Consider the following 19,398-nt stretch of genomic DNA (forward strand, 5'->3'; position numbering starts at 1 on the left):
GGCTCGCCACTGCGCAGCCGCCTGCTCGCTCGCCGCGCTCCACGGGTGCAGGCGCGAGCCAGCTCACGGAGCCGCGACGCCCGCAGCGCACCGACATGTCTCTTGGGACATCCGCGAACCGGCGCTCGCTGCACATGCAAGCCGTGGGCGCACGGGACTCGCGAGTGATTGCGTGCCGGCCTGCCGCGGACAGCAGTCCGGCGTCGACTTCGACGCGGCGAGGTCCCACGCGGTGCTCGCCCCACGCGAGGCTTTCGGCCGCCTCAGAACCGGCCCGCGATCGACCAGCCGGCCAGGCCGGGGGCGGCCCACGGCGCGGCCGCGAACGCGCGCGCGCGCTTGCGGCGGTCGGCCGCGTCGTGGGCGAGCGCGATCCCGGAGAACAGCACCAGGCCCGCGCCCACGCCGGTGAACAGCGACGCCGCGACCCGCTGGCCCTCACGGCGCTCGAGGCCGGCCGGGCTCACGCGCAGGTCCGGATCGGCGAGCAGCCGCTCCTGCTGGCTCAGCGCGAAGGCCAGCCAGCCCCCGCCGCCGGCCAGCAGCATCCCGCCGAGCCCGAGCTCCAGCACCAGGGCGCGCCGCTTGCCTCGCAGCGCCGGCGGCAGCATCGTCAAGATCGCACCGATGCTCGCGCCCGCGACGACGCCGCCGGCCGTGTGCAGCCGACCGGCCCGCTCGAGGTCGCGGTGCAGCTGCGCCGCCGGGTAGGTCGCCTCGATCGCCGCCGCCGCGGCCGGATCGATCTCGCCGGTCGCGCCCGGCTCGACGCCCGCCTCTTCGTACGCCGCCGCGTCGCGCCGCTCCGCCCGCTTCTCGCGGTTGGCCGAGGCGACCAGGAGGCCGATGCCGGTCACGTAGGTCGCCGCGAACCCGCCGAAGATGCCGAGCAACAGCTTGGGTGCGCGCTGCAGCTGCTGGTCGTCGACCGGCCTGAGTCGGGCCAGCGCGACGTCGATCGGCGGCTGACCTGGCCGAATGGACAGCTGGGCGTCGGCCTTGTGCCGGCGCGCGCGGACGTGGAGCTGCCACAGCCCCGGCGTCAACGTGACCGTCGCCGTCGGGCCCGCGAGCGGCCGCTCGACGGCGAAGGGCGAGACGTGGTCGAGCGCCCGCAGCTTGAGCTGCGCGCCCCGGAGCGCCCGCTCCGGCGAAAACCGCAGGTCGACGACGACCTTGCGTCTCTGCACCTGCAACGACCACGACGGCGCCGCCTCGGCGACCAGCCGCGCCGGCGCGTAGCCGGGCACCTCGACGTCGATCTGCCACCGCCCCCGGTCGAGGTGGAGGCCGTCCGCCGGTCGACCGACCCACTCGAAGCTGTTCCCGGGGACAGGTTCGCCGGCCAGCCCGAGCCGACGCAGGGAGATCCGCGCCGCCGCGAGCGTCGACGCCGGGACCGGCTGCGTCCCCTCGATCACCTGCAGCTGCACACGGACCGTCGCCTGCAGCTCGCGCTCGCGGGCGACCTCGAGGTGGCGCCGGACCGCCTCGGGCAGCGGGCCGGCGGCGCTCATCACTCGCAGACACTCGTGGAGCAGGCGCAGCGCGATCGCGTGGTGCTCGGCCCGCGAGCGGGCGACCGCCGCGTGATAAAGGAACCGCGCGTCCGCGGTCGTCTGCCACTGCGCCTCGTAGATCTGCGCCGCCTCGGCGAAGCGCCCGCTCGCCTCCAGCTGCTGCGCCTGACCCAACGCCGCCCCCGGCGGGGCCGCGAGCTCCGGCGGCGGGCCTGAGACGGCGACCTCGACCTGCGCGGCCGCGACCACCTCCACCGGGCCGGCATCGGACACGGGCTGGGCCGCGCGGACCGGCGGCGGCAGCCCGGCGACCACCAGCGCCAGCACGACGCCGACCGTCCAACTGTCCGCAGCGATCGTCACGGCCGGGCGGATCGATCTCATCGCCGCGATGGTGCCAGGTTTCGGGTCCGCTGGGACCGGGCGCGCCTCGGAACCGCGGAGGACGGCTTATCGGGCCTGGGCCGGGCGTGTACCATCCCGCGCCGTGGAGATCACGGAGACGTTCGAGGCGAGCGTCCAGCTGCGGCGCAGCGGGGACGCGCTCGGGACTCGCCTGGGGCTCGTCATCCTCTGGTCGGCCGACGAGCCCGAGCGGGTCGGCGAGGTCGCGCTCGCGCCCGACGATCGCCCCGGCGCCACCTACTTGCTCGGCCGCGCCGAGGCCAGCGGCGACGACCCGGCGCCGCGGCTCGAGTGGGCGCGACAGCGGCCCGGCCTGGTCACGCTGACCGGCCCGTTGCGGTCGCCGCGGCTGTCCCGCACCCAGCTCGCGGTCGAGCTCGGGCAAGGCGTGCTGCACCTCGACAACCGCGGCCGCTCGCCGCTGTTGCTCGGCGGGCGCGAGGTCCAGCGCGCCACCCTCGCCCCCGACGACGTCGTCGTGCTCGCGCGCGTGGCCGTGTTCATGTGCGTGCGCCGTCCGGCCGCGATCGCCCCGGCCGATCCGCCGCTGCCCCTGCACCCGTTCGGCGACGCCGACGCCGACGGCATCGTCGGCGAAGATCCGCTGACCTGGGCCCTGCGCGCCCGCGTCGCCTTCGTCGCCGGCCGCAACGCCCACGTGCTCGTGCGCGGCCCCAGCGGCACCGGCAAGGAGTTGGTCGCGCAGGCCGTCCACCGCCACTCCGCGCGCGGCCGGCGGGCCCTGGTCGCCCGCAACGCCGCCACCTTCCCCGAGACCCTCATCGACGCCGAGCTGTTCGGCAACGCCAGGAACTTCCCCAACACCGGCACCCCCGAGCGCCCCGGCCTGGTCGGCGAGGCCGACGGCGGCACCCTCTTCCTCGACGAGTTCGCCGAGCTGCCGCAGCCGCTGCAGGCCCACCTGCTGCGCGTCCTCGACGGCGGCGAGTACTCGCGCCTCGGCGAGGCCGCGGCTCGCCGCGCCGACTTCCGCCTGATCGCCGCCACCAACAGGTCCGAGCAGGCCCTCAAGGACGACGTCCTGGCCCGCCTTCCTCTGCGGCTCGAGCTCGCCGGCCTCGGGGAGCGGCGCGCCGACATCCCGCTGATCGCCCGCCACATCCTGCGCCGGCTGGCCCGCGCCGACCCGCTGCTGGCGCGCCGGTTCTTCCCCGACGGCGACCCCGCGCGGCCGCCCCGCGTGTCGTGGCGGCTGATCGAGCAGCTCGCCTCGCACCGCTTCACCACCCACGTGCGCGAGCTCGAGTCGCTGCTGTGGCGGGCCATGACCGCCTCGACCGGCGACACCGTCGACGTCGCCGACCCCGCCGACGAACCCCATGTCTTTGCGGACATGTCCCATGAACCACGTCCCGCCGGCGGCCGATCACCTGACCGTTCGGACAGCCTCGCCGACACCGCCCCGCCGGCCCCCGCCCCGCCCGGCCTCGACCCGCTGACGATCCCGCCCGACGTCATCCAGCGCTGCCTCGACCGCCACGAGGGCCGCCAGGAGCCGGTCTGGCGCGAGCTCGGGCTGTCCTCCCGGCACGTGCTCACCCGCCTGGTGCGGCGCTACAACCTCCAGGTCCGCGGCCGGGGGGGCGCCTGACGTGGACGCGCGCGACGACCTCGACGAGCTCGCCGCTCTCCGCCGCGAGCTCGCGGCCTTGCGGGCCGAGCGCGACGCCGGCCCGGCCGCGCGGTTCGAGGCCGTCGCCGCCACCGCGATCGACGCCATCGTCACCGTCGACAGCGCCGGCGTGATCACCCAGTGGAACCGCAGCGCCGAGCGGATCTTCGGCCGCACCGCGGCGGAGATGCTCGGCGCCAACATCACCGAGATCATCCCCGCCGACCTCCGCGAGGCCCACCGCGCCGGCCTCGTGCGCGCCCGCGACACCGGCGACTACCGCGTCGTCGGCCGCACCGTCGAGCTCGAGGGTCTGCGCCGCGGCGGCGCCCGCTTCCCGCTCGAGCTGTCGCTGTCGACCTGGGCCCACGGCGACGCCCGCCACTTCACCGCGATCGTGCGCGACATCTCCGAGCGCAAGCAGGCCGAGCAGCAGCTCCGCCTCTACGTCGAGGAGCTCGCGCGCAAGAACGCCGAGCTCGAGCGCTCGCACGACGAGCTCTTGCGCTCCAACCGGCAGATCGCCCAGCTGTTCTCGGCCGTGGTCGAGGCCCTCCCGGGCAACGAGATCGACGGCCGCTACGCCCTCCACGAGCGGCTCGGCACGGGCGGCTTCAGCGTCGTCTACCGCGGCACCGAGCTGGCGACCGGGCGGCCGGTCGCCATCAAGGTGTTCCGGCCCTCGGGCGGCGTCATCACCAGCGCCCAGCTGGCCCGCTTCGGGCGCGAGGGCGAGTGGCGGATCCGCCACCCCAACGCCGCCGTCGTCCTCGACTTCGGCGTCGCGCGCAGCGGGATCCCCTACCTCGTGATGGAGCTGCTCCGCGGCGAGACCCTCGCCGACGCCCGTCGCCGCGGCCCGCCGCCGCGGCTCGGGCGGGTCCTCGCGATCGCCCTCGTCGTCGCCGAGGTGCTCGCCGCGGCCCACGCCGACGGCATCCTGCACCGCGACATCAAGCCGGAGAACCTGTTCCTCCACCGCGACGAGCGCGGCCAGGAGGTCGTCAAGGTCCTCGACTTCGGGATCGCCAAGTTCGTCCGCGGGGTCGCCGAGGGCGCCTCGGTCGACCTCACCGGCGCCGGTCACGTCCTCGGCACCCCGCGCTACATCGCCCCCGAGCGGCTGACCGGCGCCGAGTACGACGGTCGCTCCGACGTCTACAGCCTCGGCGTCCTCCTCTACGAGCTCGTCGTCGGCGTCTCCCCGCTCGGCCTGCGCGGGCGCACCCCGTGGGAGGCGGTCACCCAGCACATGACCTACCAGCCGCGCTCGCTCCGCGACGTCGACCCCGGCCTGCCCGCCTCGCTGTCGCAGCTCGTCGACGCCACCCTCGCCAAGGACCCCGCCGCGCGGCCGGACGCCGAGGCGCTGGTGGTCGCCCTGCGCGAGCTCTTGGCCGAGGTCGAGGCCGATCCCGCTCTGGCCGCCCGGCTCACCCGCGCCGCCGCCCTCGGCGTCGCCGAGACCCTCGACGACGAGCGCACCGAGTCCGGCTGACCGATCGGGCATGCTCTTCAGCGCATGTACGATCGAGCATGTTTCGGAAGGCATGCTCCTTCCGCCATGCTCGGCCTCGCGCCGTCATCGGCCCTGCCCGCTCGGGCGCCGCGCCGCGCGGGCGGCCAGCGCCGCGGCTTGCAGCAGCATGTGCTCGGCGAACACCGCCTCGAACGCCGCGGCGAAGCCCTTGACCCGCGGCACCTTGCGCACGTCCTTGTGCATGGTGAGGAAGAACGGGATCGAGGGCAGCGGCGCCTCGAGGTCGATCGGCACCAGCTCGGGGTGGCGGGTCGCCTCGCCGACGGCGCACAGCACCAGCCCTCGCCCGCCCTTGGCCGCCAGCAGCCGGGCCTCCATCGCGTTGGAGCGGAACGGGAAGCGACGGGCGCCGCGGTCGACCAGCCACCGCGTCGGCACGCGGTCGGCGGCGTCGTCGACGACGAAGTCCTGGGCCGCGTAGTCGCCGGGGCCGAGGAAGCGCGCCGGCAGGCGGCGGGCGACGTACTCCTCGCTGGCGTACAGGCCGCTCTCGAGCACGCCGAGCGGCCGGTCGATCAGCACCGGCGACGACGAGCGCCGGTTGCGGACGCCGATGTCGGCCTCGCGGGCCACGAGGTCGACGAAGCGCAGCTCGGAGACCGCCTCGATGAAGGTCTCGGGGTGCTGGCGACAGAAGCGGTTGGCGGCCTCGGCGGCTCCGGCCATCATGCCGTCGGGCAGCGAGATCCGGACCACCCCCGAGAACGTGCGCTGGCTGCCGCCGCGGCGGTGCGCCGCCAGCGACTGCTCGAAGCCGTGGGCCAGGGCGACCAGCGCCAGCGCCTCGGTCTCGAGCCGCGAGCCCTGCGTGGTGCGGTGGACCAGCGCGACGCCCATGTCGCGCTCGAGCGCGCCGATCCGCCGGGCCACCGTCGACGTCGAGAGCCCGAGCGCCTGGCCGGCCGCGAGGAGGGTGCCGTGGCGGTGGACGGCGAGCAGGACGCGCAGGTCGTCCCAGGCGGGGAGCTTGTTTTGCACGGACGCAAAACTCGCACGCCGGCGGCCCGCGCTCAACCCGACGGCGCGATCGCCTGCTTCGGCGCGGTCATCCTGGCGATGATCTGCGCGGCGCGCTGGCGGCTGAGGAAGCGCGCGGCGAACGTCATCGCCGCGTTGCGCCGGCCGTGCACGACCGACGAGCGGTCGCCCGCGTAGGCCGCCAGCGCCGTCGCGACGACCGCGGCCGGGTCGGCCTTCTTGCCGGCCAGCCGGCCCGCGGCGCCCTCGCCGGCGCGCTCGAAGAAGGCGGTGGCGGTCAGGCCGGGCGACACGCACAGCACGCGCACCCCGCGGGGCTGCAGCTCGGCCCACAGCGCGTCGCTGAACGACAGCACGAACGCCTTGGTGGCGCCGTACACCGCCATGTAGGGCGTCGGCTGGAAGCCGGCGACCGAGGCGACGTGGATGATCCCGCCGCGACGGCGCTCGATCTCGGGGAGGAACACGCCGGTGAGCTCGACCAGGGCGACGACGTTGAGGTCGATCTGCTCGCGCTGCTCCGCCGGCGGCCGCCCGGTGAACGGGCCGTGGAGGCCGAAGCCCGCGTTGTTGACGAGGATGTCGACGCCGAGGCCGAGGGCCGCCACCGCCTCCTTCACCCGCCCGGCCGCGCCGGGCGCGGCGAGGTCGGCGACGACCACGTGGGCCTGGCCCGGCGGCAGGGCGCGCGCCAGCGCCTCCAGCCGCTCGCGGCTGCGCGCGACGAGGATGACGGTGGCGCCGCGGCGGGCGAGGGCCTCCGCGAAGGCCTTGCCCAGGCCCATCGACGCGCCGGTGACGAGGACGTTCTTGCCCGCGAAGCTCGTGTGATGCATGGCCTCGAGGATGGCGACGGCCTTCGGGCCCGACAATCGCCAACGCCGTCCATCCGTTTTTCGTGGGCGGTAAACGGCGCTCGAACATGTCCCGAGGGACACGTCCCGAGATCCCCGCCGAAACCCGCTCAGATCGCCGGGAAGCCGAGCGCCTGCTCGACCCCGGCGAGGGCCACGTGGTAGGCCGCGAGCGCCCGGTAGTAGGCCAGATAGACCAGCACGCGGGCCTCCTGGGCGCGCACGGCGACCAGGAACGGCGACTGGTTGGCGAGGAAGGCCTGGCGCGCGTCCTCGTAGACGGCGTCGGCGGTGGGCAGCAGCTCGCCCTCGTAGAGCCGCAGCTGCGACTGCTGGAACGACGCCAGCGCGACCGCGTCGGCGAGCTGGCGGGCGATCTCGTGGGCCAGCGCCGCGCCTTCCTGATCGATCTGCTCGCGGCTCGCGCGGACCTCGGCGAGCGGGCCCTGCTGGCGGTTGAAGATCGGCACCTCGAGCGACAGCATGAAGAACGCGCCCCACATCGGCTTGCCGCCCGGGACCATGTCGGGGCCGGCCGACACGATCATGTCCGGGGCCCGGTTGGCGCGGGCCAGCCGCTCCTCCTTGTTCACTACCTCGCGCGTGCTCTTCAGCCGGGCCAGCTCGGGCCGCTGGCGCAGCGCCTCGACGATCAGGTGATCGTAGGCGGCCAGGAACTCGTTGCGCCAGTCGTCGTTGTGGAGGTCGAGCCAGCTCGGCGGCCGGTCGCGCGCCGGCGACACCAGCTCGAGCTCGACGCTCGGCGGGTTGCCCAGCAGGCTGTTGAGGCGGATGTCGGCCTGGAGGTGCTCGAACTTGGCCTGCTCGAGCGCCTGGCGGGCGTGCAGGCGGGTCGTCTTGGCCTCGAGCACGTCGGCGCGGGGGATGTCGCCCGGCAGCGCCTCGGCCTGGCCGAGCAGCTCGTCGACGCTGCGGATCAGGGCGATGAACTGGGCCTCGCGCTCCTGGGCGAAGAACGCCTCCATGTACGTGCGCCGGGCCTCGGCCCGCAGCTCCGCCGCCAGGATCCGCAGGTCCGCCTCGTGGACCCCGACCTGCGCCCCGGCGACCTCGACCCGTCGGCGGCGCTTGCCGAGCTCGAACGTCTGCGTGATCCCGAGGCGGTAGGTGTACTCGGCGGTGCCGTTGTCCGAGAGGATGTACGGGTTCGGTATCGACGTGCGCGCCGTCAGCACGCGGGCGTCGAGCACCCCGCGCTGGGCCTTGAGCGCCGCCATCCGCGGGTGGTTCACCTCGACCGTGCGGACCACCCGATCGACCGTCCACCGCTGCACCGGCCCGGGGCGCAGCGGCGCCGGGGCCAGCTCGCGCGGCTCCGGCTTGCTCAGCCCCGGCGTGGCGGCCGGCGGGGCCCCCGTGGACACCGGCGGCCCGGCCGCGACCTGGCCCGTACCTGTCCCAAAGTACAGCATGGCGGCGCACGCCGTGGTCCGGAGCGAGGCGAAGAACGACATCGGCGTCCCTCTTGTACACCGGGATCTCCCCCAGGAGCCCGCACGTGCGGCGTTCTTCATGGGCGAGTTCGCGCGCTCGTCGCGCAAGCGCGGCCGTGGTGCCGCGATTCGCGATCGACGCGACGAATCACCGCCGCGTCGCGGACGCTCCGACTCGTGCCACCGCCAATGTCGGCACCGCGCCGCCGCGCCATTGCAGCGACGTCGGCGCGAGCCCGCCGCGAATCCACGCGGTCGCGCGGCCGCGACCGTGGGCGGCGGCAGCGCGCGGCGGGCCGGGCGAGCGGCCCCGGCGAGGCGCGCCGGCCTGTGCGCTGGATCGCGGTCGCGTCGCGCGGCGCGCTGGACCCCGCGCCGCCCGGCGTGGTCCTCGCGCGGCGCATGGTTCCACGGGCGCCGACGGCCGCGCGCCGGCCGTGGGCGCCGCACGCGGCGCTATCGATGAAGTCATGGACGTCAACTCCTCGTCCCAATCCATCACTCGCCGCGAAGAGGTCCTGGCCGCGACCAGCGGCATCGGGGCCGCAGCCTCCGGTTTGGGCCTGCGAGCCCGGCTGCCGCTGCCCGCGCGCCTGTTCGCCCCGGTCGACATCGCCTCCCTGGTGTGGTTCCGGGTCGCGTTCGGCCTGCTGATGCTCGTCGACGTATGGCGCTATTGGGGCAAGATCGGCGCGACGTACATTCAGCCGGGCTTTCACTTCACCTATTACGCATTCGACTGGGTCCGGCCGTGGCCGGGCGACGGCATGTACGTGCATTTCCTCGTGCTCGCCCTCGCCGCCGCCTGCGTGATGATCGGCTTCTGCTATCGCGTGGCCGCCACCGTGTTCTTCCTCGGCTTCAGCTACTGGTTTTTGCTCGAGCAGGCGCGCTACCTCAACCACTTCTATTTGATCGCGCTGATCGCATTCGTCATGATCTTCGTCCCGGCGGGCCGCGCCTTCTCGGTCGACGCCCGGCTGCGGCCGCGGCTGCGCGCCACGACGGCACCGACCTGGGCCCTGTGGTTCGTCCGCTTCCAGATCGCCGTCCCGTACGTGTTCGGCGGGATCGCCAAGCTCAACGGCGATTGGCTGCAGGGCGAGCCGATGCGCATGTGGCTGGCCGCGCGCGCCAATCGGCCGATCTTCGGCCCGCTGTTCACGCAGGAGTGGGTCGTCTATTTCTTCAGCTGGGGCGGCCTCTTGTTCGACCTGCTCATCGTCCCGTTCCTCCTCTGGCGCAAGTCGCGACCGTTCGCGTTCGTCGCCGCCCTGGTGTTCAACCTGATCAACGGCTACGTGTTCACGATCGGCATCTTCCCGTGGGTGATGGCCGCCGCCACGCTGATGTTCTTCGAGCCCGACTGGCCGCGGCGGTTCGAGCGCTTCCTCGCCCGCGTGTTCGGCCTCAAGACCGCCGCCCGCTTCGAGCCGTGGCGCGCCGTGCGGCCGCGCGAGCCCATCACCCTCTCGCTGCGCACCGGCCTGCGCCCCGGGCAGCGGGTGACCCTCGCCCTGCTGGCCGCGTACTGCGGCTTCCAGGTGCTGTTCCCGCTGCGCCACTGGCTGTATCCGGGCGACGTCGCGTGGACCGAGGAGGGTCACAAGTTCTCGTGGCGGATGAAGCTGCGCGACAAGGCGGCGCGGGTCCGCTTCCTCGCCACCGACCCGCACGAGGAGCGGACCTGGGAGGTCGACGCGCGCCAGTACCTCACGAGCTGGCAGCGCAGCGAGATGTCCGTGCGGCCGGAGATGATCCTGCAGTTCGCGCATCACCTCGCGGCCGACTTGCGCGCGCAGGGCTACGAGGACATCCAGATCCGCGCGGTCGCCAACGTGTCGCTGAACGGTCGCGCGCCGCAATTGATGATCGACCCGGAGGTCGACCTCGCCAGGGAGCCGCGATCGATCTGGCCGGCCCGGTGGATCTTGCCGATGGCCGAGCCCGAGCTCGCCCTCGAGCGGCACCTCTGACCGCACGCGACCACGCGCCGGGCGCCCTGGGCCCGGCGCGAGTTCAGGGCCCGGCGAATTGCTGCGTGAACGGGGCGACCTGGATCGTCCAGGTGCCGCTCGACAGGTTCGACGGCGCGGCGGAGATCGCGTATTTGCACCGGCGAGGATCATCGGTCGCCGCGATCTCGTCGATGCCGAGGAGCGGGTCCGTACGACATCTGCCATGGCCGTCGACCCCGCATTCCACCGCGGGCGTCTCGCAGGAGGGGGCCGGCTCGGTGGTGGAGCCGGTCTGGTCGTGACCGCCGTCGTCGTCGAGCCGCCCGCCGCGGTCGGGGCGACGGATCGGCGGCGCCTAAACACTCAGGTGCGCGAGGTGACCCGGTATTCGGTGGAGTTACGCTCGCCGCGGCGCGTGACCTGCCCGGAGGCGACCAGGCGATGGAGGGCGATGCGGACCTGATTGTCGGAGCCGCCGACGTGGGCGCGCAGCTGCGACGCGCCGATCCAGCCGTTCGTCTGCTGCAGCAGGTTCATGACCGCGGCGTCATAGTTGGCGCGGCCCTCGAGCGTGCGCGCCGAGACCACCGGCGGACGACCGCGCTTGCTCGGCGGCGGCAAGCTGGCAGCGTCGTCGTCGTCGTCGTCGGCGACCTCGTATTGCGCCCCCGGGATCCACGAGTAGCGCGCAGGCTTGCCCTCGCTGCGGACCTTGCCGGCCTTGATCAGCTCGGTGACCGCGCGGTACATCGTGCTCGGGCTGCCGCCGAGCTTCGCTCGCAGTTCACCGGATGTCAGCCCGGTCCCTGCGGCCTGGAGCATCTCGACGATCGAAGACACGTAGTCGCTGCTGGTGGCGCTCGGCGACCGCCCGGACCGCGCCGGCACGGACGCGTCCGCCCTGGACGCCCGTCCGCCGCCACGCTTCCCCGCCTTGCCGCCCGGCTTGCCTGCATCGCTCGGGCCGGCGTTCTGGCTGAGCTCGGCGAGCTTGAGGTTGTCGAGGCCGCGTCCGAGAGGGCTCGTCAGGATCTCGCGCAGATCACCGAGCGTGAGCTCGCTGAAGCGCTGCCGCAGCACTTGCGCCAAAAGCATGGCCTGGTGCTCCGCGACGCTGCGCTGCAGATCGGACCGGAGACGGTGAAGGATGCTCATGCGCCAGATATGCCGCAAACCGCTGGCTGAGTCACGACATAATTCGTCGACGGCGCATCCGCACCCATTCGCGTCTCCGCGCCGCTTTCGCCTTCTCCACCATCTGCGTGTACAGCCCTCTGCACCGTCTTTACGCCGCATTTATGGAGCCGGAGCGCATTGGCGTCCGCACACGCGGAAGCACAGGACACGCCGCCGTGACGATTCAGGGCGCGTTGCCTCCTGCACTGAACCCTGTTCAATATTGGTACAATTACGGCCACTTGCGGCTCCTCTTCGATCGCCGGGCAGACCGCCGCGGGAGATTGCGACGAGCAGTTCGGACCGCGAACGGCCATAGGCAGCGGCCCACCCCGGCCTCGTCGACCGGTCCCGCGGACGAGCGTGGACGCCCTCACGCGGCGAGAGAACAGCGTTCCGTCCGCGGCCCCGCGGCGGTCCGCAGACGCGCAGCGAATAAACAGCGATCGACCGCCTGCGATCGCCTGTGCACATCCAGCCGCTACGACCGAGCGCTCGCGGCGGATCGGACGGAATGTGAGCACCGTCTGCCAGCGCGAATGACCGCTGTCACGGTCCTGCCCTCGACCGGCGATCGCGGGTATCACCTGGCACGACGGACAGCCCGCGGCACGCGCATCCTGCATCCCCTGAGGCCAGCTTCCGCGGCCATTGAACGCAGCGAACGGTTGCGATGTAACAGCGCCGAAATCGTGCGCGACATCACCAGCGGGGCGGTCGGATGAATGACGTGTCGACCGCCCCCTCGCCGACGGCCTGCATCCGGGTTCAGCCGCCGCCCGATTGGAATTGATCGACCGCACAGTCGCGGCGGCGATCCGCTCTCTGACCGAAAGGACATGTCCTCCACGCCAGCGGGGCGATCTCGCGCTCGCCGCCGGGGAGTCGCCGCCCGGCGCGGGGCCCTTCCCGACCCGGCCGGCCCCGCGTTACCGTACCCGGCCCGCATGCCCGTCCGCCGCGTCCGCACGCCGCTGCTCGCCCGCCTGCGCTTTCTGGCGTACGCCCTGCGCCTGCTGGCGCCGCGGCTGACGATCCTGGCCGCGCTGACGATCGCCGGCGGGCTCACGCTGCAGGCGCGCGGGAGCGCGCAAGAGGTCGCCGGCCTCGACTTCGTCGGCGCCTGCTATCAGGTCTACACCCAGCTGTTCTTCGAGCACGTCAGCGCCCTGCCCGAGGACTGGCTCCTGCGCCTGATGTACTTCACGGTCCCGGTCGCCGGGGCCTTCGTGGTCGCCGAGGGCCTGCTGAAGGTGGGCCTGTCGCTGTTCGACTTCAACACCCACCAGACCGCGTGGATCCGCATCATGGCCCAGACCTACCGCGATCACATCATCCTGATCGGCCTCGGCCACGTCGGCTTCCGCGTGCTCGAGGAGCTGCTGGCCCGCGAACGGCCGGTCATCGTCGTCGAGGCCCGCGGCGAGGGCCCGTTCGTCGAGGAGGCGCGGGCTCGCAACGTCCCGCTGGTGATCGGCGACGCCCGCCGCGAGAGCCTGCTGCGCGAGCTCGGCCTCGACCGCGCCGCCTGCCTGATCGCCTGCACCGACGACGACCTCGTCAACCTCGAGGTCGGCCTCGACGCCCGCCAGATCAACCCGAACATCCGCCTCGTCATGCGCTTCTTCGACCAGAACATGGCGCGCAAGCTCGGCAAGGCGTTCTCGGTCGACTCGATCTTCTCCACCTCGGCGCTCTCCGCCCCGCTGTTCGCCGCCGCCGCCCTCGACGAGCGGATCCACGGCGCCTACCGCCTCGGCGACACGCTCATGGCCACGCTCGAGCTCGAGATCACGGCCCAGAGCCCGCTCGCCGGCAAGAACGCGACCGAGATCCGCGCCCTCCTCGACGCCCCCGTGGTCGGCCTGCGCCGCGACAAGCAGCCCCCCACCCACCGCTTCAACCGCGACGAGCCCCGCCGCCCCGGGGAGAGCGTGATCGTCCACGTCGCCGTCGACGAGATCGCCGCCGTCAAAGCCCGCGCCCGCGGCTGACGCGAGGCCGGCCCGAGCTCATCCTTTTCTCGTCCCTCGATGCATGGTCGCGCCTGGCCAAGCACCGGGCGGGTCCATCATCCCCGGCGTGGTATCGACATTGCAAAAATGTCGGCTGGCTCGCACCCATGAGTCTCCTCGCTACATTCCGCTCACGCGAACCACTCCGCGCAACGGGCATCCGACTCCCCGCCGAATCCCAGTCCCCGCCTCACCAGCGACCCACCGCGAGCCACTCCGCGCAACGCGCATCCGACTCCCGCCGAATCCCAGGCCCGCGCCCCAACGACCCACCGCGAGCCACTCCGCGCAACGGGCATCCGGCTCCCCGCCGAATCCCAGTCCCCGCCTCACCAGCGACCCACCGCGAGCCACTCCGCGCAAACGGGCATCCGGCTCCCGCCGAATCGCAGGCCCGCCTCGTCCCGACGACTGCTCTCACCGCGCCCGCGACGCCCGGAGCAGGCCTTGCTCCCGTGCCGCGTCGCTCACGAGCTCCCGCGCCCGTCCGCGGCGCGCCGCCTCTCCGCCGTCTGCGCCGGGGCCAGCCGCCGCAGGCTCGGGGTCGCGCCAGGCCTCTGGCCCGCATGTCGTCGCATACTGACGGCGATGCTCCGCCGCGCCCTCCTCGGCCTCGTCTCGCTGCTCGCTTGCGACTCCGCCGGCGTCGCCCCGCCGGCCGCGCCCCCGCCGGCCGGCAGCGGACATGTCCCTTCAGAAATGTCCTTGAAGACAGGGTCAGATGAACATGTCGACAAGGACATGCCCTCGGAGTCACCTCCCGCCGGGCCCGCCTCGCCTGTCCCCGCGGACGCCTCGTCGAAGCCGTCCCTCCCGCCGCTGACGCAGTACGCCTGGCTGACCGAGGCGGGCGGCGAGCCACCGGCGCGCGAGCGGCTGGCCGCCGCGATCGCCCCGCCCCCCGGCGCGCGGCGGGTCCCGCTGCCGGAGGGCAGCTTCGGCGCCTGGCTGCGCGGCCTGCCGCTGTTGCCCGACGGCGCCCCGGTGCTGCTCTACAGCGGCGGGACCAAGCCCAACCAGGCGGCTCATGTCCGCGTCGTCGACCTCGACGTCGGCGACCGCGACCTCCAGCAGTGCGCCGACGCCGTCATGCGCCTGCGCGTCGAGTACCAGTGGGCGGCCGACCAGCGGCGCGCGATCGCCTTCAAGCTGACCGACGGCACCCCGTGGGACTTCGCCTCTTACCTCGGCGGCACCCGCCTCAAGCTGGTCGGCAAGAAGGCCGAGCGGGTGCCCGGCAGCCCGCGCCCCGCCACTCGCGAGACCCTGCGGGGCTACATGCGCACCCTCTTCACCTACGCCGGCACCGCCTCGATCGCCGCCGAGCTGCCGCGCCGCGAGCTCGCCGCGCTGACCGCCGGCGACGTGCTGGTCCAGGGCGGCTTCCCCGGCCACGCCGTGCTCGTCCTCGACGTCGCCGAGGACGACCGCGGCGCCCGCTACTTCCTGCTCGGCCAGAGCTACATGCCGGCCCAGCAGTTCCACGTGCTCAAGAACCCGGGCGACGCCGCGCTGTCGCCGTGGTACCGCGCCGACGCGCTCAAGACCGGCGCCATGACCCCCGAGTGGGGCCCCTTCACCGACCGCGACCTCCGCCGCTTCCGCGACGGCTGAGTCCGACCTGTCCCGCGGGACATCCTGCCGCGCCCTCGCAGCCCGGCTGCGCGTCCTGCACCGCGGGATCGGTCCGCGGCCGCAAGCCCGACTGCACCCGCCCGGCTGCGCCTCCTCCCCGAGCTCGGCCCCGTGTCCGCGTCGAGGACCACCGGTCCGGCCCGCCTGCGCCCTCCGCGGCGCTGACGCCCGCCGCGCCTCACCCGCGGGCCAGCGGCCGCGGCCCCTTCGCACATGCCCGCTCGAACACGCCCCGAAGGACATGCTCTTTCGCGCATGCCTGAGAAGACATGTCGCTCGCGACATGCCCTCTCGTTCTCTTGGCCGGCCCGGGCCTCAGCTCGGGTCTTCGAGCAGCTCGGCGCGGATCACCACCGGCCCGTTGCGATCCTTCTTGACCGTCGCCGTGACCTGGACCGGGAAGCGGCCGGGCTTGCGGACCTCGATGCGGTGGATCCCCGGCGCCAGCAGCAGCGGGCCGGTCTCGGGCTCCTGCAGCACCTTGACCTGGCCGACGTAGTTGCCGTCGACGAACACTTCGGCGTCGAGGTCGCCGGGGGCCACCTCGAGCACCAGCGGCGCCGACTGCTCGGCCCCGCTGAGCTCGCTGCGCTTGCAGCCGCCGGCGAGCGCCAGCGCCAGCGCCAGCGCGCCGATCCGCCCCGTCCACCCCCCATTGCCCAATTTGCTCAACCTATTGCAGCCGCGCGTGTACGACATCGGGCGCCTCCACCTCCAATGCCACGAGCGTCGCCCCGGGCACCTGCACCGCGGCGAGTCGCTCCTGGAGCTCGGCCGCGCTGAGCGGGCCGTCGATCTTCAAGGTCACCGAGCCGTCGCCGCCGACCGCGGCCACCTTGACCGCCTGGGCGCCGATCACCGACTCGGCGATCGCGCGCTCGAGCCGCCGCACGCGCGCGGCCGGCCACGGCGTGGTGAGGCGCAGGCGCAGGCCGCCGGCTGTCTGAACGGACATGGCCCCCGAGACCTGGTTCGAGGCGCTCTCGAGGGCCGAGGCCGCCGCCGCCGCCGCGTCGGCCGCGAAGCCGGTGGCGGTCGCCGAGGCCGCGCCGTCGCGACCCTCGCCGCGCAGGACCACGGCCGCCTCGACGACGATCCCGCGGGGATACGCGACGGTGCCGAGCTCGCGGCAGCGGAGCTCGAGGGTGCGGGCCGAGGCGGCGGAGATCGTCCCGCCGCGGCCGTCGCGGAGGAGGCCTGCCTTGATCCACCGCTGCGCCAGCGCCTCGGCGGCCCCCTCGGCACAACCCTCGCCGCGCACGGCCACCAGCGCCGGGCCCTCCTTCGCCACCGGCGCGGCCGGCAGGGCCAGCGCCTTGGACAGCCGTCCGGTGTCGATCTCCACCGACACCACCGCCGTCGCCGTCGCCCCGTCGTCGCCCTGCTGCAGCACGCGGTAGGCTCGCGTCCACACCGCGGCGTCGTCGAGGATCTTCTTGCGCTGGACGGCGTCCGCGGGCCCGACTTGCTCGAGCGCCGCCTCGAGCGCCGCCCGCCGCGCCCGCTCGAGCGCCTGGCCGCGGGCCTTGAGGCTGTCGACCTTCTCGCTGATCGGCGCGTGCCCGGTGCCCGCGAACGGCGCGGCCCAGGCCGGCAAACCGGCCAGAAACGCCGCCAGCAGCGACGCCGCCGCGGCGAGTCCCCGACCGGCACGGCCGCGACCGAAGGTCTCGCCTCGCGGATGTCCCGGCATGACCCCCAGAGCCTGACAGAGGCCCGCGCCGCGGCGCAAGTATGTCGCAAAACCGCAGGGACCCGCGGCAAAACCCGGTCCAAACCCGCCAGGACCTCCAAATCCCGGGTGTTGCCGCGACCTTGCGGGCGGCGCGCACATCACCGCGCGTCACTCCACGTCGCTCCGAGTCACCGAGAGTTTGACACGAGCCCGTTCGTGTCAGCACCGCCTGTCCTTCCGGACATGGTCGAAGGCGCTCGCACGGATCCCCCAGCGATCTCCAACCCATGGCGACGCCGTCGCCGCCGACCTGTCCCGAAGATCGCAAAGCTGAGGCTCCGGTGGTGCCAACGAGTCGACCTCGACCTCGACCGGCGACGACTTGGCCAGCACGACCACCGGCGACGAGTCGATCTCGACCTCGACAGGCTCGAGCGGCGAGGCCTCGCCACCACTCAGTCGGCCGCTAGCAATCGTCGCCGAGTCCGCCTGTCTCGGAGGACAGGAGGCTGTGGAGACGACGATGCGCTCGCCGGTGGTGGCGCTGAGCGCGCCCTCGCGCGCGATAGCCTGGCCGATGGCCTGGCAAGGCCAGCGGCTTTGTCTCGACGGCCGGGCGGCCTCCAGCGCGGCCTGCTTCATGGCGCGCAGCGGAGCATCGCCACGATGTCGCCGCCGCCCTGCTGCGGTCCGGCGATCTCTCCCAGAGTGTCGCCGGCGATCACGAACCTCCCACTGCTCGTCCGCGCGAGCGAGGCGTTCTCTTCGGACTGTTCGGTCCCGAATTGCTGGGTCCACTGTTTCGCGCCGGCGCCGGTGTACTTGACGAAGAAGAAGTCGGCGTCCCCCACAGCCATGTTGCCGTCGAGGCCCGTCTCGGCGCGGCCGGCCACGTAGATGTCGTCGGCACCGACGAGCACCACGCTGCTCGCCCAGTCGAGGTGCGTCCCCCCGATCTGGCGGATCCACTGCTTGGCGCCGCTGGCGTCGTACTTCACGACGAAGCCGTCGAGCTGGCCGCCGAAGACGTTGCCGTCCAGGCTCCCGCTGCTCGAACCGACGACGACGATGCTGCCCTGATCATCGATCGCCGCGGCATTGGCGGAGTCCGACCACTGCGCGCCGAACTGGCGGCTCCACTGCTTGTTGCCGGCTGCGTCGAGCTTGAGTACGAGGGCGTCCCCCTGGCCGGCCGAGGGGTTGCCGTCGAAGCTGCCCGCCGTGGTACCCGCGACCACGATGACCCCGTTCGGCCCGGTCGCCACGCCCCAGGCGGAGTCGTAGTTGGAGGTGCCGAACTGCTTCGTCCACAGCTTGACGCCCTGCGGATCGAACTTGGCGACGAAGATGTCCTCGATGCCGGCCGCGGCGTTGCCGTCGAGGCTGCCGAGGGTGAGGCCCACCACCACCGCGTTGCCCGCGTCGTCGACGGCGACACCCAGCGCCCGGTCGTCGGGGTTCGTGCCGAACTGGCGGCTCCACAGCTTGGCACCGTCGGGTGCGTACTTGATGATGAACGCGTCGGCCTTGCCGATGTGGACGTTGCCCGCGAGGCCGCCGTGGGTGGTGCCGGCGACGAACGCGTTCCCGGCCGCGTCGACGGCGACCGCCAGGCCGTGGTCGATCTCGCCGCTGTCGAGCACGTCGGCCCACAGCTCCGTGCCGGCGACGTCGATCTTCTTGACGCTCAGGTCGGACCCCAGGCTGCCGACGACGATCACGTCGTCGTCGCCGTCGACGGCCACCCCGCGGCCCTGGTCGGTGTTCGCGCTGCCCCATTGCCGCGCCCACGACGGACACGGCGCGGTGCATTGATTCGCCTGGCACTCTCCGCTCTCGCAGTCGACGTCATCGACGCATCCGCGCCCGAGGCCGCACGGCGCACAATCGCCGCCGCAGTCGACCGCGCTCTCGCCCCCGTTCTGCAGCCCGTCGTCGCACGCGGGCGCCTTGCATTGCGCCGTGCAGGCGTCGGTGTCGTCGTCGTTGCCGTCGTCGCATGCCTCGCCGTCGTCGAGCTCGCCGTCACCGCAGGTCGGCGGCGGCGAGGTCATGCTCGTCGCGGTCGTCTCCGACGTCAGCGCCTCGGTGGTCGTGAAACTGGTCGTCTCGCCGGTCGTCGTCGGGCCGGTCGTCGTCGGGCCCGTCGCGGTCGATTCGCCGGTCGTCTCGGTCGTCGGCTCGGTCGAACTCGCGGCCGTCCCGGTCGTCGGCCCCCCGCCCGTGTCGGGCGAGCCGGTCGCGCTGGTGGGCAGCAGCGGATCCGCGTCGTCGCCGCAACCGGCCGAGAATGTCCACGCACTCATGAGATAAAGCCAGCGGCTCCGACGATTCATGATCCGGTCCTTCGAGCGAGCGTGGCCAGGATAACCCATCGCCGCGCGCCTGGGACGGGCCATGATCGACGAAGCGGACGACGCGCCCCGCGACCGAGATCCGTGCGGGCCCGCGGACCATCAGGCGGGTGGGGTGGCGACGCCGTGACGGTGCTCCTCAACCCGGGGCGACTGCGCCTTCGGGTCCACCACGTATCTCGCGGACGGCGGCCCCGGAAC

14 protein-coding genes are annotated in these 19,398 nt (G+C 73.3%); 5 read left to right on the forward strand and 9 right to left on the reverse strand.

The window, feature by feature from the left end:
- Positions 1–263: 263 nt before the first annotated feature.
- On the reverse strand, positions 264–1,904 hold the full coding sequence (locus NAEX_RS04250; RefSeq protein ID WP_096326240.1) for a hypothetical protein: 1,641 nt from the start codon (positions 1,902–1,904) through the stop codon (positions 264–266).
- Positions 1,905–2,007: 103 nt separating this feature from the next.
- Between NAEX_RS04250 and NAEX_RS04255 the strand changes: the two genes are divergently transcribed.
- A complete protein-coding gene (locus NAEX_RS04255) occupies positions 2,008–3,537 on the forward strand; it encodes a sigma 54-interacting transcriptional regulator (RefSeq protein WP_170135445.1) in 1,530 nt (509 codons plus the stop codon).
- 1 nt (position 3,538) lies between these two features.
- Complete coding sequence (locus NAEX_RS04260) at positions 3,539–5,056, forward strand: protein kinase domain-containing protein (protein WP_096326242.1); 1,518 nt, start codon at positions 3,539–3,541, stop codon at positions 5,054–5,056.
- 84 nt (positions 5,057–5,140) lie between these two features.
- Here the strand turns inward: NAEX_RS04260 and NAEX_RS04265 are convergent, their stop codons facing one another.
- The 3 genes from NAEX_RS04265 to NAEX_RS04275 all read right to left on the reverse strand — a co-directional run bounded on the left by NAEX_RS04265 (position 5,141) and on the right by NAEX_RS04275 (position 8,405).
- Positions 5,141–6,076, reverse strand: coding sequence for a LysR family transcriptional regulator (locus NAEX_RS04265; RefSeq protein WP_096326243.1), 936 nt, complete (start codon positions 6,074–6,076; stop codon positions 5,141–5,143).
- 32 nt (positions 6,077–6,108) lie between these two features.
- Positions 6,109–6,912, reverse strand: coding sequence for an SDR family NAD(P)-dependent oxidoreductase (locus tag NAEX_RS04270; RefSeq protein WP_096333516.1), 804 nt, complete (start codon positions 6,910–6,912; stop codon positions 6,109–6,111).
- 128 nt (positions 6,913–7,040) lie between these two features.
- A complete protein-coding gene (locus tag NAEX_RS04275; protein WP_170135446.1) occupies positions 7,041–8,405 on the reverse strand; it encodes a TolC family protein in 1,365 nt (454 codons plus the stop codon).
- 449 nt (positions 8,406–8,854) lie between these two features.
- On the opposite strand from NAEX_RS04275, the gene NAEX_RS04280 reads away from it, so the two are divergent.
- A complete protein-coding gene (locus tag NAEX_RS04280; RefSeq protein WP_096326245.1) occupies positions 8,855–10,360 on the forward strand; it encodes an HTTM domain-containing protein in 1,506 nt (501 codons plus the stop codon).
- Between the two features lie 345 nt (positions 10,361–10,705).
- On the opposite strand, the gene NAEX_RS04290 is transcribed toward NAEX_RS04280, so the two are convergent.
- Entirely contained in the window at positions 10,706–11,497 is a 792-nt protein-coding gene (locus NAEX_RS04290) for a hypothetical protein (RefSeq protein WP_100793457.1), read from the reverse strand.
- Positions 11,498–12,465: 968 nt separating this feature from the next.
- Here NAEX_RS04290 and NAEX_RS04295 point away from each other — a divergent pair.
- Positions 12,466–13,512, forward strand: a complete 1,047-nt coding sequence (locus tag NAEX_RS04295) for a potassium channel family protein (RefSeq protein WP_170135447.1) — start codon at positions 12,466–12,468, stop codon at positions 13,510–13,512.
- 609 nt (positions 13,513–14,121) lie between these two features.
- Entirely contained in the window at positions 14,122–15,147 is a 1,026-nt protein-coding gene (locus tag NAEX_RS04300; protein WP_096326249.1) for a DUF4846 domain-containing protein, read from the forward strand.
- A 336-nt stretch (positions 15,148–15,483) separates the two neighbouring features.
- Here the strand turns inward: NAEX_RS04300 and NAEX_RS04305 are convergent, their stop codons facing one another.
- From NAEX_RS04305 to NAEX_RS04320, 4 genes are all read right to left on the reverse strand, one after another.
- Complete coding sequence (locus tag NAEX_RS04305) at positions 15,484–15,831, reverse strand: hypothetical protein (protein ID WP_143141313.1); 348 nt, start codon at positions 15,829–15,831, stop codon at positions 15,484–15,486.
- Between the two features lie 10 nt (positions 15,832–15,841).
- Positions 15,842–16,861, reverse strand: a complete 1,020-nt coding sequence (locus tag NAEX_RS04310; protein ID WP_143141314.1) for a hypothetical protein — start codon at positions 16,859–16,861, stop codon at positions 15,842–15,844.
- Between the two features lie 201 nt (positions 16,862–17,062).
- Positions 17,063–17,485, reverse strand: a complete 423-nt coding sequence (locus NAEX_RS04315; RefSeq protein WP_096326252.1) for a hypothetical protein — start codon at positions 17,483–17,485, stop codon at positions 17,063–17,065.
- A complete protein-coding gene (locus NAEX_RS04320) occupies positions 17,482–19,149 on the reverse strand; it encodes an NHL repeat-containing protein (RefSeq protein ID WP_096326253.1) in 1,668 nt (555 codons plus the stop codon). The genes NAEX_RS04315 and NAEX_RS04320 overlap by 4 nt, the downstream gene beginning before the upstream one ends.
- Positions 19,150–19,398 lie beyond the last annotated feature (249 nt).

The organism is Nannocystis exedens, assembly GCF_002343915.1.
Taxonomy (GTDB): domain Bacteria; phylum Myxococcota_A; class Polyangia; order Nannocystales; family Nannocystaceae; genus Nannocystis; species Nannocystis exedens.

What these genes read in the sequence shown, in the direction of transcription:
- NAEX_RS04290 (WP_100793457.1), bottom strand. Translation starts at nt 11,497, where the DNA reads ATGAGCATCCTTCACCGTCTCCGGTCCGATCTGCAGCGCAGCGTCGCG.
- NAEX_RS04310 (WP_143141314.1), bottom strand. Translation starts at nt 16,861, where the DNA reads ATGCCGGGACATCCGCGAGGCGAGACCTTCGGTCGCGGCCGTGCCGGT.
- NAEX_RS04315 (WP_096326252.1), bottom strand. Translation starts at nt 17,485, where the DNA reads ATGAAGCAGGCCGCGCTGGAGGCCGCCCGGCCGTCGAGACAAAGCCGC.
- NAEX_RS04295 (WP_170135447.1), top strand. Translation starts at nt 12,466, where the DNA reads ATGCCCGTCCGCCGCGTCCGCACGCCGCTGCTCGCCCGCCTGCGCTTT.
- NAEX_RS04300 (WP_096326249.1), top strand. Translation starts at nt 14,122, where the DNA reads ATGCTCCGCCGCGCCCTCCTCGGCCTCGTCTCGCTGCTCGCTTGCGAC.
- NAEX_RS04275 (WP_170135446.1), bottom strand. Translation starts at nt 8,405, where the DNA reads ATGTCGTTCTTCGCCTCGCTCCGGACCACGGCGTGCGCCGCCATGCTG.
- NAEX_RS04280 (WP_096326245.1), top strand. Translation starts at nt 8,855, where the DNA reads ATGGACGTCAACTCCTCGTCCCAATCCATCACTCGCCGCGAAGAGGTC.
- NAEX_RS04250 (WP_096326240.1), bottom strand. Translation starts at nt 1,904, where the DNA reads ATGAGATCGATCCGCCCGGCCGTGACGATCGCTGCGGACAGTTGGACG.
- NAEX_RS04270 (WP_096333516.1), bottom strand. Translation starts at nt 6,912, where the DNA reads ATGCATCACACGAGCTTCGCGGGCAAGAACGTCCTCGTCACCGGCGCG.
- NAEX_RS04320 (WP_096326253.1), bottom strand. Translation starts at nt 19,149, where the DNA reads ATGAGTGCGTGGACATTCTCGGCCGGTTGCGGCGACGACGCGGATCCG.